Here is a 13623-nt window from a genome sequence, read left to right as displayed (position 1 = left end):
AAACCCTCCTTATAGTCCGTCGAAGTATTCAATTTCTGCACTGTCATCTGTCAAGGTAACAATTGCTTTTTTCCAGTCAGGTCTTTTACCATATCCATATCTTGTTCTAACAGATTTTCCAGTAAGGTTCATTGTTCTAACTGTTTTAACCTTAACCCCATCAAATATAGCCTCTATTGCAGCTTTGATTTCAGGTTTGTTTGCATTCTTGTCTACTTCAAAAGTATATTTGTTCTCATCAAGCATTTCCATACTTTTTTCTGTGATTATTGGTCTTTTGATAATTTCGTAAGGTGATTTCATTAGTTAAATACCTCCTCAAGTTTAGCAACTGCATCTTGTGTAATTACTAACTTGTCATGTCTTATTAGGTCATAAACATTGATTAGACTTGCGCTTGATACGTCAACACCCTCGATGTTTCTAAAAGCTCTGTAAACAAGATTATCATTTTCAGCTGTTACTACATAAGCTGTTCTATCAGCTCCTAGGGCCTTTAGGGCAGTAGCTGCTTCTTTAGTCTTGTTGTTTTCTAGTGCTAGACTATCTACAACAATTAGTTCATTATCATTTACCTTTGATGTAAGAACTGAATAAAGAGCTTTTCTTTTTAACTTCTTAGGAAGTTTGTAGCTATAGTCTCTTGGCTTTGGTGCAAATACAACTCCACCGCCTGTGTAGTGAGGAGCTCTGATTGAACCTTGACGAGCACGTCCTGTTCCTTTTTGTCTAAATGGTTTACGTCCACCACCACGTACTTCTGAACGAGTCTTGGCAGATTGTGTACCTTGTCTTTTATTTGCTAGTTGGTTTTTAACAACTTCATATACAGCTTGTTCACTGATAGATGTATTAAATAGAGTTTCGTTAAGCTCTAGTGAACCAACATTTTCTCCTTTAATATTTAAAATATCTACTTTAGGCATTTATTCCTCCTTAATTAGGCTTTGATGGCTTGTTTAACTTCAACAAGTCCGCCCTTAGGTCCTGGAACTCCACCCTTAACTAAGATGTAGTTATCTTCAGTACTTACCTTGATAACCTCGATGTTTTGAACAGTAACTCTTTCGTTACCCATCTTTCCTGAACCTTTTCTACCTTTGAAAACTCTAGCTGGATCAGATCCCGCAGATCTTGCACCTGCAACCCTGTGTGATTTTGAACCGTGGCCTTGAGGTCCTCTTCCGTAGTTCCATCTTTTGATAGCACCTTGAGTTCCCTTACCCTTTGATGTTGCAACAACATCTACTAGCTCACCAGCTTCAAATTGGTCTACTGAAAGCTTATCTCCAAGATTAAATTCTGGAGCTTCATCTCCTAGATTAATCTCTCTTAGGAATCTCTTTGTTGTAGCGCCTGCTTTTTTAAAGTGTTCTCTAACAGGTTTCTTAACATTCTTTTCTTTCTTGTCCATATATCCAACTTGGATTGCGTTATAGCCATCAGTTTCTACTGTTTTGACTTGAACTATAACATTTTCGTCGGCCTTTAGGACAGTTACAGGAGTAATAACTCCATCTTCGTCGATGACTTGAGTCATGCCTACTTTTGTTGTAAATATACTCTTCATTGAGTACCTCCTTAATTACAGCGGATTGATTCTTGATTATTCCTTAATAACCAATTATCGTCAATCATCCTAATTACAGTTATAGCTTAATTTCGATATCGACACCTGCAGGTAAGTTTAACTTCTTTAGTGCGTCTAATGTCTTTGCATTAGGTCCTATGATGTCGATTAATCTCTTATGTGTTCTTTGTTCAAACTGTTCTCTTGAGTCCTTGTATTTGTGAACCGCCCTAAGAATTGTGATTCTTTCAATTTCTGTTGGTAATGGGATTGGTCCACTTACTTTGGCTCCGGATCTCTTAACCGCTTCTACGATTTTCTCTGCTGAGCTATCGATAACTTCATGATCATATGCTCTTAGTCTAATTCTAATCTTTTGTTCAGCCATTTTCCCTCTCTCTTTCTTTCCACCCGTCCGGGTGTTTGATATTATTTGGAAACCGCTCAGGATCATTCCTAAGCTCGCTTGGTGAAAGTTTCCTTATGCCCTTGGCCTTAAAGCATAAGCAACATCTCACTTCACAGCACTTATATATAATACAACAAAAAGAAGATTAAATCAAGGGCTTTTTAAATTTTTTTATTTTGATTATTACTTTATAAAAAATAGAAATCACATATAAAATTACATTAAAACTAAAGTCTATATATTTTCAAAATATTCAAAGTATTAACTTGACAAAAAAACGTTTTTATAATATTATAATTATAAAGACATAGTAATATTTATTAGATAGAAGTTAGGAGGCAAATAAATTGTTTTAGAATCAGATGTTAAGGTACTTATTAAGTCAATGGAAAGGAGAATTTATGATGAAAACTATATATAAAAAGATTTTTACGCTCGCTCTTGTATTCACATTTATTTTACCATTTTTTAGTGGTATTACGTATGCAGATTCCGAAGTAAATACTATTAATTTACAAGAAACATCTTTATCTTTAAATACGAATACAGATGCTGATGAAACTTACATTTTTCAAAGAGAAAAGCTTTATAAGGATATAAGTACTTATTCTGCTACTGGAATCTTATTATTTGTTAGTGGAATTGTAGTAGGTTATATAGTTGACGGTGCTATTATTACTACTACAGGTCATAGTGCAGGTTGGTGGGCATCTGAAGCTATGAAGCGGGCTAAAAGTAATGTAGAAAAAGTCTTTATCAATAACGATGGAACTTCTTATGGAATAGATGCTTCTGGATGTGTAAAAAACAGCCCACACGATGTATGGCATTGTCCATATTTATAGAAAGAAGGATATAATGGCTGAATTTAAATCAAAAAAATCTATAATTTTATTCCTCATATTGATGCCCTTATGCTCTATATTAATTGATGGCATAATCCTTTATGCTACCGGCCACCAAGCTGGATGGTGGATTGCCCAAGTGATATCTGGGATTTTTTAATAGTTATTTAACCACAATTAACCTAGCTAGATAATTTGTGAATCTCAAATTTTTATAGCCCCTTAGAACCTTAACTTCAAAGTTAATATTCTGGGGGCTTTTAAAGTTGCTTTATAATCTCTTCCTTATTTATAATATAAATATTCCTACCATCTATCTCTATCAAATCACTATCGACCATATTGGATAGTTCTCTTGATAAGGAAGGTCTAGTTACAGATAGATAATCTGCTAGCTCTTCCCTGGTCATAGTAAGGTCTACCTTGTTATTAATTTCATTTTCAAGGAGGACCTTGGAAATTTTTTGTCTGAGACTTTGAGAAGAGCTTATTTGGTTTTTCTTGGATAAGCTTAGGGTCTTTCTTGCCAAAAGGTCAATAAAATCTAAAAGCAAAGTCCTAGGACTAGCCTCGATAATCTTTTTAAAATCCCTAATGATTATAATCTTGCTATCAACCATCGCCTCTCCATAGAAGTCAAAGGGTAAGTTTAGGTAGACATATATTTCTCCAAATACCATAGGCTTATCCAAGCTTTCCAAGATAAATCTCTTGCCCTTAGAATCTATATTATAAATAGCAATCTTCCCTTCACGCAAGTAAAAAAGGTCTTTTGTTATATCTCCCCAGTTAAAGATGGTCTCGCCCTTTTTGTAGGTCCTCTCTTCAAAGCTCACATCTTTGCTTAATCTCACCAAGTCTTCTTCTGATAAATTTTTAAATAAGTCAATTTCCCTAAGATCCATACTAGCTCCTTGTTAATATTATACAGGATTTTTTAAACGAGGACATATTATTATATTTCTAAGGAGATAGGTCAAAAAAAGACCAAGCCCACTCCTTTAATTAAAGGTTAGGCATTGGTCTATCTAATATCTTTTAAATTTCTCTCTACTAAATTAATTACACATCTCTTTTAAGTCCTCATCGACACTTTTGTTTGGGCTTAAGTTAAAGTTATCTACCAAAAATTTTACTACTGTATCTGATAGGAAGGCAGGTAGGCTTGGTCCTAGGTGAATGTTTTTTACTCCAAGGCTTAATAGGCTTAGTAGGACTATGACTGCCTTTTGTTCGTACCAGGCTATGTTGTATTCTATTGGCAGGTCATTTATATCATCTAGGCCAAAGGCGTCTTTTAGGGCTATGGCGATTTGCACTAGGGAATATGAATCGTTACATTGACCTGCATCTAGGACCCTTGGTATTCCATTTATATCCCCAAGACCTAGCTTGTTGTACCTGTATTTTGCACAGCCTGCAGTAAGAATTACATAGTCTTTTGGTAGGGCCTTGGCAAAGTCTGTGTAGTAGGACCTATCTTTATTTCTTCCATCACAGCCAGCCATTACAACAAATTTTTTGATATTGCCAGCCTTGACCTCCCTGACAATTTTATCTGCCAAGGCCAATGTTTGTTCGTGGGCAAAGCCTCCTACTACTTTTATATCTTCAAGCTTATCTGGGGCCTTGCAAGTCTTTGCAAGTTCAATTATTTGACTAAAGTCCTTGTTACCATCCTCATCTTCACTAATATGGACTACTCCTGGATAGCCTGCATTTCCTGTTGTAAACATCCTATCCCTGTAGGTATTTGTTGACTTCATTGGAATTATGCAATTGGTTGTCATTAGGATCGGCCCATTAAAGTGTTCGAATTCTTCATTTTGCTTCCACCAACTATTGCCGTAGTTGCCATGGAGGTGGTCATACTTTTTGAATTCAGGGTAATAGTTGGCAGGGAGCATCTCTGAGTGGGTATAGATTTCTATACCAGCATCCTTACTTTGTTCTAGCAAGGTCCTCATATCTTTTAGGTCATGGCCTGATATCAGTATTCCCGGCTTATCCCCTACTCCATAGTTTACTTCTGTTATCTCCGGACTACCAAAAGATTCTCTGTTCGCCTTATCAAGTAATTCCATGGCCTTTATACCAAAGGATCCTGTTTCTAACACTAAATCTATTAACTCATCTAAGGATAAGTTTTTGGTGGTTGCTTCTAGGCTCTTAGTAATGAATTCATCTATGCTTCTATCCCTATAACCCAAGACATTGGCGTGGTGGTTATAGGCTGCCATCCCCTTTAGCCCATAGGTTATTAGTTCTTTTAGGCTTCTCTCATCTTCCTTTATTATATTTAATATGCCAACCTCTATGGCTTTTTTCATTAGCTCCTCATCATCCGCAGAATTAAAATTAGCACCTTCTGATAGGTTACCAAGGTTATTTTTTCCTAGCAAGTCTTCTTTCATCCTAATGGTTTCTTTAACTGCTTCTAGGATAAAATCCTTATCAAAGTTTGCATTAGTTATAGATATAAATAGGTTGTTAGAAATCCTATCGTAATATTTATCTTCGATATCATTAGACTTATTTATGACCTCGCTTAGGCCCTTGCTAACATATATTAAAAGGTCTTGAATATTGGCAGTAACTTCGTCCTTGCCACAAACTCCCCTCTTGGTACATCCTTTATTATTTGCTGTTTCTTGACATTGATAACAAAACATTATTTACTCCTTTTCTTTTCTTTCCTTTATTTTATAAAAATAATAAGCTTTAGTCTGTAACATATGTTACGACTATTAATCTTTTCCTTAGCTAGGACTTGTCCCAAAAAGGGTATAGTTTAAATATAAGTAAAGATAAAGTGTAGGAGGTATTATGTCAATATTTGATAAAGTTAAGAATGCTTTTTCTGGATCAAAGGACGAAGAAAACCAAGTAGTCGAAACAGAAAGACATATAGAAGAAACAATCGTGGCACCTATAGATGGTGAAGTAAGGGATATAAAGGAATGTGCTGATGGAGTATTTGCCCAAGAGATTGTGGGCAAGGGAGTTATGATCATTCCAAGTCTTGGCAAGGTATTTGCTCCAGTAGATGGCAAGGTATCAATGATAGCTGAAACAGGACATGCTATTGGTATTACATCTGATTCTGGTCTTGAGATTTTAATCCACATAGGCCTAGATACAGTTGAGCTTCAAGGCAAGCCTTTCACAAGCAAGACTACTATCAATAGTCCAGTCAAGAAGGGGGACCTCCTTATCGAATTTAATATTGATGATATCAAAAATTCAGGCAAGGAAACCCAATCACCAGTTATAATAACCAATACAGATGGTCTAGATATAGAAGCTGTAAAATTCGGACCAATAAGCCACCAAGAAGACCTCTTGAAGGTTTCATCTAATTAAATTTAAACCAGGTTGACTCCTGGTTTTTATAATATTTATATAAACAAAGGAAACTATGAAATTAATAGCAGTTGACCTAGACGGTACACTTTTAAATAGCAAAAATGAATTGACAGACTCCACCAAGGAAGCCTTGATTGATGCAAGAAAGCAAGATTGCAAGGTCGTAATTATTAGCGGAAGGGACTACCACGCCTGCAAGCATATAGGCAAAGCACTCGACTTTGACAAACTTGGTGGGCTAATCTCATCATCCAACGGCGCCAACGTCTACGATATGAAAAATAAAAAATCAATCATCAACCACTACTTGGATAGGGACCTGGCCCAAGAGATGATAGATTATGGCAAGGACTTGGGTCTTGACCTAATAATAAATAAGGACGGGAAAATCTTGGTAGAAAAGGAAGACACCTACTCCCTAGATTTCCTTAGAAAAAAGAACAAGATGGAAGTCGAACTTGTGCCAGACCTTAGTAAGTCCATAGACTTTGGTGTTAACAAGATCCTCTTTTCCAAGGCCCCTCACATCATGGAAACTCAGTCCAAAATCTTCATCGACAAATATAAAGACCTAGTAAATCCAATAAGGTCCATGCCCCAATTCCTAGACATCATGCCAAAGGGGATAAACAAGGGTAGGTCCCTCCTAGAGATCGCAGATTACTACGGGATAGACCACGAGGACACCATAGCCTTCGGTGATGAAATAAACGACATAGAAATGATAAAGGCAGCAGGTAGAGGGATCGCCATGGGTAATGCCAGTGAAATTATCAAGGAAGTCGCAGATAACATCACCCTTACCAACGACCAAGATGGAATAGCCCACTATATAAGAGAAAAAATTATAGGACAATAAATGAAACTTATAGGATTAGACGTTGACGGAACCCTCATCAACACCAAGAAAGAAATTACCCATAGAACTAAAGACAGTCTTATACAAGCTATGAAAGAAGGCCACAAGGTCGCCATAGTTTCTGGTAGACCTACAGCAGGAGTCATAGACCTTGCCAATGACCTAGAATTTGAAAAATATGGAGGTCTCCTATCAAACTTCAACGGAGGAATGATTACCGACTACAAGAGCAAGAAAACCCTAGTCTCCCATAGCTTAGATAGGGACCTTGCCCTAGAAATAATCGACTTTACCAAGGACCTAGATATAGAAATCATGATCCCCCACATGGATAATATTTACACTAGAAAAGCAGGAGAGTACGCAGTAGAAGAAGCCAGATACCTAGGCCTTAACCTAGTAGTTGAAGAAGATCTAGCTAAAATCTTGGACTTTGCTCCAAACAAATTCCTCTTTGCCAAGGACCCTGACAAAATTGACCAAGTCGCTCAGAAAATTTACCATAAATTCGGTGACATAACAGAACAAGTCAAATCATCAAGGTTCTATTATGAAGTCATGCCCAAGGGCCTCAGCAAGGGCAAGAGCCTTATAGAAATAGCTGAGCACTTATCCATCGCACCAGAAAACATAATAGCTTTCGGAGACGAAATGAACGATGCCTCTATGATTGAAATGGCAGGTACAGGAGTAGCTATGGGAAATGCAATAGAACCAATCAAAAAAATAGCAGACTACATCACCCTATCGAACGATGAGGACGGCATAGCCTACTATTTAGAAAAATTTATCTTGGACTAAACTTCTTCATAAGGAAGAGCCCCACTATATCAGCCAAAAGCCAACCAATTGGAATAGAAGTCCAGATGGCAAGAACCCCAATCCTTGGAGCAAGGCCATAGGACAAAAGAACCCTAGTCCCAAGACTAATAATGGTCAAGACAATGGAGATAGATGGCCTCCCAAGGCCCCTATAAAGTCCATAAAACAAAAACAAGAAGCCAATTAGGACATAAAAGGCCCCCTCTATTCTTAGATATGAAGTCCCCATATTAATAACATCAAGGGCATTAGCCTCTACGAAAAGTCCCATCAGACTTGGCGCAAAGGCAAAAACCAAAAGAGATATCGGAAGGCAGATAAAAGTTACATACTTGAAGGCCTTCCTTATTCCACCATTGATCCTAGCAAACTTCTTCGCCCCATAATCTTGGATAATAAAAGTAGAAAAGGCATTACCAAAATCCTGGGCCGGTACATAGGCGATAGTATCAATCTTCACAGCAACGGCAAAGGCCTCAAAAATCGGCTTAGTATAAAGATCTGCATCATCAAAAATTCCACTAGGTAAAGCCATAATTCTAAGAATTTCATCCGTCAAAATAAAGCCACCAAGAGATACGGTCAAACTTACAAGACCTATTAGAAAAAACTCATAAATCGGCTTTATAAGACTATCTCTATCCTTTACCCCATAAAACCCAGAAAAAACAATCCCAGATCCAAGAGCAAGACCGATAATAATAGAATTTACAAAAGTTATGAAGATCCCCCCCCAACATCCCCCTCAGTCATATCAACAGTACTAGACAAATTCCTAAAAACCTTCACTCAAACCTTCCCAAACTTTCTATACTATCCAATCTACTTAAATTAAAAAATCTGCAAGGAAAAATAGCCCCGAGGCAAAGACAATTAAACCTCAGAGTTATTTCAATAATAATTATTTAAATTTTAGCCTTGGTCCGATATCAGTCAAGATCTTCTCCATTACTAGCTATTACCTTCTTATACCAATAAAATGATTTTTTCTTGGACCTTGCTAGACTTCCCTTACCATAATCATCACGATCTACGTATATGAACCCGTATCTTTTGCTCATTTCACCAGTACCAGCTGAAACTAGATCTATAGGACCCCAAGTAGTATATCCTAGTAAGTCAACCCCATCAAGATCTACAGCATCTTTCATAGCCTTGATGTGATCTCTTAGATAATCGATCCTATAGTCATCTTCAACATAGCCATTCTCATCAGGATTATCCTTGGCTCCAAGACCATTTTCCACAACAAACAATGGTTTTTGATACCTATCATATATTTCATTCATTGTTATTCTAAAACCTAGAGGGTCAACTTGCCATCCCCACTCAGTTTTTTCCAAGTAAGGATTTTCAATAGTTTTAATCAGATTAGCTTCATCATAATTTGTAGCATCAGCGCCTATAGCCCTTGTTGTATAATATGAAAAAGATATAAAGTCAACAGTATTTTCTCTTAATATTTTTGCGTCTTCTTCTTTCATTTCAGGCATTATACCAAGTCTTTCATATTCTTTTAATTTATAGTTTGGATAGTAGCCTCTTGCTTGAACATCAACGAAGAAGTAGTTGTCTCTATTTGCCTTTTGGGCTGCAAATATGTCCTCAGGTTTCATACTAGCAGGATAATATTCTCCAGCTGCTAACATACAACCTACTTTAATATCCGGATCAATCTCATGGGCAATCTTTGTAGCATAGGCACTAGCCATAAGTTCATTATGGATAGCTTGTGCTCTTACCTTCTCTACATCCTCTCCATCTTCAAAATATAGACCTGCTCCCATAAAGGATGCTGCCAAAATAACATTAATCTCATTAAATGTGAGATAATATTTAACCTTGCCCTTAAATCTTTCAAATATAGCTCTTACTAGATTTTGATAGAAGTCTACCACCTTCCTATTTCTCCATCCACCATATTCTTTTACAAGATGCATAGGGAAGTCAAAGTGAGTTATAGTAATCAAAGGTTCAATATTGTACTTTAAACATTCATCTATCAAATCTTCATAAAAACTCAAACCTTTTTCGTTAGGAGCTTCCTCATCTCCATTTGGAAATATCCTAGTCCAAGCTATAGAAAACCTATATACCTTAAAGCCCATTTCAGCAAATAAGGCTATATCTCCTTTGTACCTATTATACATATCTATAGACTCTTTTGCTGGGTAAAAATGTTCATCATCAAAATCAAACATTTTCTTCCTACCAATAATAATTTCTTGCCTGTCAGGGCCAACTGGACATAAATCTACATTGGCCAGCCCCCTACCATCAACATCATAAGCTCCCTCGCATTGATTGGCAGCAGTAGCCCCTCCCCACAAGAAATCTTCTCTAAAAGTCATTACTTCCTCCTAAATAAATAAAAAGTTAAATTCTAACAGTCACGCTATTGAAGTTATTAGAATTTAACTTTCAAAATTAATTAAGCATCTATTTTCGCTTGTTTTTCAAGAGCTTTTGCACTTATCTTTATAAATGGTAAGTACAACAATACTCCCAAAATTATTATTACTAGCTGAACTAATACCGCTCTTATATCAGCTCCAGTAGCTAGATAAGCATTTAATAAAGGTGGCGTTGTCCAAGGAACCATAACGGTTACCTTGTTAATAAACCCTATTGCAGTCGCTATATAAGCTATTACAATTCCCATAACTGGTGTTAATACAAACGGAATCATCATAGGTAAGTTAAATACAATTGGGAAACCAAATATTACAGGTTCATTTATATTGAATATTCCTGGTAAAACAGAAAGCCCTGCTATTTGTCTATATTGTTTATTTTTTCTAAAAAAGATAAATAAAGCAATTAATAAGCATATAGTTGATCCTGTTCCACCTATCATTCCAAAAGTAGGTACAAATGTTCCATTGATAATGTGTGGTATCTCTTGACCGCTACTTGCAGCCGCCATATTTTCATTCATATTTACTAAAAGTAAAGGATCAAGTATTGTACCATTAACTACTGTTTGGTGGATTCCAAGGGTGAACAAGAAATTACCGGTACTATATATAAGTAGTGTACCTAAAAGAGAAGTATTTATTTTTCTTAATGGCTCTTGGATAATTGTTGCTATTAAAGTAATTAAATCCTTATCAAATAGGGCAAATAAAGCAAAAGATACCAAAGAAAATATAAGTAGAGTTAATATAGAAGGTATTAAGTTATTGAATGAGTTATTTACGGCTGGTGGAACATCTCCTCCTATATTTATCTTAAGTTGCTTAGTATTAGATAACCTTATGAATACTTCTGTTGCCAAAAGTCCTATTATAATCCCACCGAACATTCCTGTAGTTCCTAAGTTTGTATAGGACAATAATCCAGAAGCTTGAATGTTTTCTTGATTTATTCCTGTTACATCTATTACTTGCGGCATCATAACTATAAGTGCAGCAATAGAAATCATAGAAGCAGCAATCTTATGTTCAAAATTCTTATTTGTAGACAAAGTGTATCCTACCAAACCACAAATTAGTAATCCAGACATATTTAACGTTGCATTTTGAATTGATATAGCCCAATACTGAGCTACTTGTATTTGTGCTTCATTTAAAATTTTAGGTAAAATAACTGAGTTTACCAAAACTGCGATTCCTGCTAAAATAAACAAAGGTAGCATTATAGCAAAAGCATCTCTTAGTGATCTCAAATGAACTTGAGAACCAAACCTCATTGATATTTCTGTAAATTTATCAGTAAATGATTTTGATTTTGTATTTGTCATCTTATTTCTAGGTCCTTTCCGTTAGATTCATATACTTGCTTTATATAATTAAAGCTTTTCTTTTTTATCCTCTTTAGATCTCTCAAATCATGGTTTCCCCTATTTACATACACAGTGCCATATCTCTTTTCCATATTTCCAGATGAAGATAATATATCAATGAGTCCCCATCCTAAATATCCTATGCACTCTACTCCCATATCCATAGCCTTTAGCATAGCTTCTATATGAGATTTGTGGTAACTAATTCTTAAATCATCCTCTATCAGCTCACCTTCCTTGTATTCTTCTCTAATACCAATTCCATTTTCAAAAATAAATAAAGGAAGGTTGCATCTATTATATATATCAAGCATAGATATTAATAGACCATCAGGATCAATTTCCCAATTCCACTCACTTCTATCAAGATATTGATTATCAACCATAGATGAAGTGTCAAAAGGATCATAATCATGTCCCATATATTTTATAGTTTGAGATTGATAGTAAGAAAAAGCAATGAAGTCACTTTTCATTCCGTTTATCAACTCTATTTCATCGTCTGACTTATCTAAAATTACTTCACGATTTTCTAAGTATTTATCGAATGTTTTTAAATATCCCTTGCCATTAAAAATATCTAAATACAATTTATTTGAAAAATCATCGTAAATATTTCTTAAATAAGTGTCCTCTGGTTTTGAAGAACTTGGATAAAAAGTAGAGTAGGCTAACATTCCACCAATTTTAAGATCTTCATATTTTTCGTGTATATATTTTTCTACCTTTGCATGAGCAAGAAAAGTATTGAATTGTATTTGATATAAATTGGTTAAATTTTCCTCTTTATTACTTCTAGCTATAAGAAAAGCACCAGTTGTAGAATATAAGTTATGTTCATTGAAAGTTATCCAATATTTAACTTTCTCATGATATCTATCAATTACAATTTTTGCAAATTTAAAGAAATAATCCACCACTTCTTTTGATGAAAATCCGTTATATTCTTCACTAAGTTTTAACGGCATATCAAAATGGTATAAACAAATAATAGGCTCTATGTGATTCTCTATTAAACAATTTATCAACCTATCATAAAATTGTAATCCCTTTTCATTTATTTTACCAAATCCATCTGACAAAACTCTTGACCATGATACTTGAAATCTATAGGCATTTACTCCCATTTCTTTCATTAATTCTATATCTTCTTGGTATCTGTTATATTCATCAATAGCCACCTTCCAATCACTTGTATTTTCAGTGGCCTCTCTTATATCATAAACAGATTTTCCTTTACCATCAATATTGTATCCACCTTCAGTTTGCATTGAAGATGTTGAATTTCCCCACATAAATTTCTTATTCATTTATATATCCTAATTAAATATTTTCAGTTATTATATCCTGCATATTCTTAACTCCCATAGGTGTTGGCGCATAAGCATTAAATGGTATTTGAGCTATCTTTTTACCTGTTTCATCTGCTCTTTTTTTATAGTCATCATACAACATCCTTATTTGGGGGCTAACTAATATCATTTCATAAGTATCAGAAGTAAAAATATTTTCGCTATTTCCACTTGTTGTTGCATCAACCTTGATATCAATTCCTTCTTTTTCTAAACTTTCACTTACTTTTTTAGCCATCAAGGAACTTGACATTCCTGCATTACATATTAAAATAACTTTTCTCATTACTTTCCCTCCATCTTACTTAATTTCTCATATAAGTTCATAAATCTCTTAGCATTTTCCATTGCTGTTATAGCCATTGTTAGGTGATCTTGGGCGTGAATTAGGATTATATTTATTTCATTCTTTTCTCTATTAGCTTCTGCTGTTAGTAAATCTGTTTGAATTTGATGGCAAGCTAAGAATTCTTCATTTGCCTTATCTAAAGATTCCTTAGCTCCTTCAAAATCATATTTTTCAGCCTTATCCATTGCTTCACTTGATAGACTTCTGGATTCTCCAGCATGAACTATTATCTGAAAAGCAATTTCATATAGTTTTTCACTATCCATC

17 protein-coding genes are annotated in these 13623 nt (G+C 35.2%); 5 read left to right on the top strand and 12 right to left on the bottom strand.

Going from position 1 to position 13623, the window contains the following annotated elements:
• Positions 1 to 9: 9 nt before the first annotated feature.
• The 4 genes from rplW to rpsJ all read right to left on the bottom strand — a co-directional run bounded on the left by rplW (position 10) and on the right by rpsJ (position 1958).
• Entirely contained in the window at positions 10 to 303 is a 294-nt protein-coding gene (rplW, locus tag MUN42_RS00875) for a 50S ribosomal protein L23 (RefSeq protein ID WP_243342385.1), read from the bottom strand.
• On the bottom strand, positions 303 to 926 hold the full coding sequence (gene rplD / locus MUN42_RS00870; RefSeq protein ID WP_243342384.1) for a 50S ribosomal protein L4: 624 nt from the start codon (positions 924 to 926) through the stop codon (positions 303 to 305). Before rplD ends, rplW begins: the two co-directional genes overlap by 1 nt.
• Positions 927 to 940: 14 nt before the next feature.
• Positions 941 to 1570 (bottom strand): 50S ribosomal protein L3, encoded by a 630-nt coding sequence (gene rplC, locus MUN42_RS00865; protein ID WP_243342383.1) that lies wholly within the window; start codon positions 1568 to 1570, stop codon positions 941 to 943.
• Between the two features lie 79 nt (positions 1571 to 1649).
• Positions 1650 to 1958 (bottom strand): 30S ribosomal protein S10, encoded by a 309-nt coding sequence (rpsJ, locus tag MUN42_RS00860; protein WP_243342455.1) that lies wholly within the window; start codon positions 1956 to 1958, stop codon positions 1650 to 1652.
• 422 nt (positions 1959 to 2380) lie between these two features.
• Here rpsJ and MUN42_RS00855 point away from each other — a divergent pair, with 422 nt between their 5' ends.
• Both MUN42_RS00855 and MUN42_RS00850 read left to right on the top strand, forming a co-directional pair.
• Entirely contained in the window at positions 2381 to 2824 is a 444-nt protein-coding gene (locus MUN42_RS00855) for a hypothetical protein (RefSeq protein ID WP_243342382.1), read from the top strand.
• A 13-nt stretch (positions 2825 to 2837) separates the two neighbouring features.
• Complete coding sequence (locus MUN42_RS00850) at positions 2838 to 2984, top strand: hypothetical protein (RefSeq protein WP_243342381.1); 147 nt, start codon at positions 2838 to 2840, stop codon at positions 2982 to 2984.
• A 100-nt stretch (positions 2985 to 3084) separates the two neighbouring features.
• Here the strand turns inward: MUN42_RS00850 and MUN42_RS00845 are convergent, their stop codons facing one another.
• Both MUN42_RS00845 and hcp read right to left on the bottom strand, forming a co-directional pair.
• Entirely contained in the window at positions 3085 to 3729 is a 645-nt protein-coding gene (locus MUN42_RS00845; protein WP_243342380.1) for a Crp/Fnr family transcriptional regulator, read from the bottom strand.
• 153 nt (positions 3730 to 3882) lie between these two features.
• Complete coding sequence (gene hcp, locus MUN42_RS00840; protein ID WP_243342379.1) at positions 3883 to 5496, bottom strand: hydroxylamine reductase; 1614 nt, start codon at positions 5494 to 5496, stop codon at positions 3883 to 3885.
• Positions 5497 to 5650: 154 nt separating this feature from the next.
• On the opposite strand from hcp, the gene MUN42_RS00835 reads away from it, so the two are divergent.
• Genes MUN42_RS00835 through MUN42_RS00825 form a run of 3 tightly spaced genes read left to right on the top strand, consistent with a single transcriptional unit; the run spans position 5651 to position 7850 of the window.
• Positions 5651 to 6187: a PTS glucose transporter subunit IIA gene (locus MUN42_RS00835; protein WP_243342378.1), complete on the top strand. Its 537-nt coding sequence runs from the start codon at positions 5651 to 5653 to the stop codon at positions 6185 to 6187.
• A 55-nt stretch (positions 6188 to 6242) separates the two neighbouring features.
• On the top strand, positions 6243 to 7049 hold the full coding sequence (locus tag MUN42_RS00830; protein WP_243342377.1) for a Cof-type HAD-IIB family hydrolase: 807 nt from the start codon (positions 6243 to 6245) through the stop codon (positions 7047 to 7049).
• Positions 7050 to 7850, top strand: a complete 801-nt coding sequence (locus MUN42_RS00825) for a Cof-type HAD-IIB family hydrolase (RefSeq protein WP_243342376.1) — start codon at positions 7050 to 7052, stop codon at positions 7848 to 7850.
• Here the strand turns inward: MUN42_RS00825 and MUN42_RS00820 are convergent.
• The 6 genes from MUN42_RS00820 to MUN42_RS00795 form a co-directional block, all read right to left on the bottom strand.
• Entirely contained in the window at positions 7837 to 8430 is a 594-nt protein-coding gene (locus tag MUN42_RS00820; protein WP_243342375.1) for an MATE family efflux transporter, read from the bottom strand. The two genes, MUN42_RS00825 and MUN42_RS00820, sit on opposite strands and share 14 nt — an antisense overlap.
• Before the next feature lie 370 nt (positions 8431 to 8800).
• The gene (locus MUN42_RS00815; protein WP_243342374.1) at positions 8801 to 10222 is read right to left on the bottom strand and encodes a 6-phospho-beta-glucosidase; all 1422 of its coding nucleotides are present in this window, start codon (positions 10220 to 10222) and stop codon (positions 8801 to 8803) included.
• A gap of 80 nt (positions 10223 to 10302) precedes the next feature.
• A complete protein-coding gene (locus MUN42_RS00810; RefSeq protein ID WP_243342373.1) occupies positions 10303 to 11613 on the bottom strand; it encodes a PTS transporter subunit EIIC in 1311 nt (436 codons plus the stop codon).
• Positions 11610 to 12965 (bottom strand): glycoside hydrolase family 1 protein, encoded by a 1356-nt coding sequence (locus MUN42_RS00805; protein WP_243342372.1) that lies wholly within the window; start codon positions 12963 to 12965, stop codon positions 11610 to 11612. Before MUN42_RS00805 ends, MUN42_RS00810 begins: the two co-directional genes overlap by 4 nt.
• 13 nt (positions 12966 to 12978) lie before the next feature.
• On the bottom strand, positions 12979 to 13293 hold the full coding sequence (locus MUN42_RS00800) for a PTS cellobiose transporter subunit IIB (RefSeq protein ID WP_243342371.1): 315 nt from the start codon (positions 13291 to 13293) through the stop codon (positions 12979 to 12981).
• Positions 13293 to 13622 (bottom strand): PTS lactose/cellobiose transporter subunit IIA, encoded by a 330-nt coding sequence (locus MUN42_RS00795; RefSeq protein ID WP_243342370.1) that lies wholly within the window; start codon positions 13620 to 13622, stop codon positions 13293 to 13295. Before MUN42_RS00795 ends, MUN42_RS00800 begins: the two co-directional genes overlap by 1 nt.
• Position 13623 lies beyond the last annotated feature (1 nt).

The sequence above is a fragment of the Anaerococcus sp. AGMB09787 genome (assembly GCF_022808955.1).
GTDB lineage: Bacteria > Bacillota > Clostridia > Tissierellales > Peptoniphilaceae > Anaerococcus.
The sequence above is the reverse complement of the archived record's forward strand: the minus strand, read 5'-3'. Positions and strand labels throughout refer to the sequence as shown.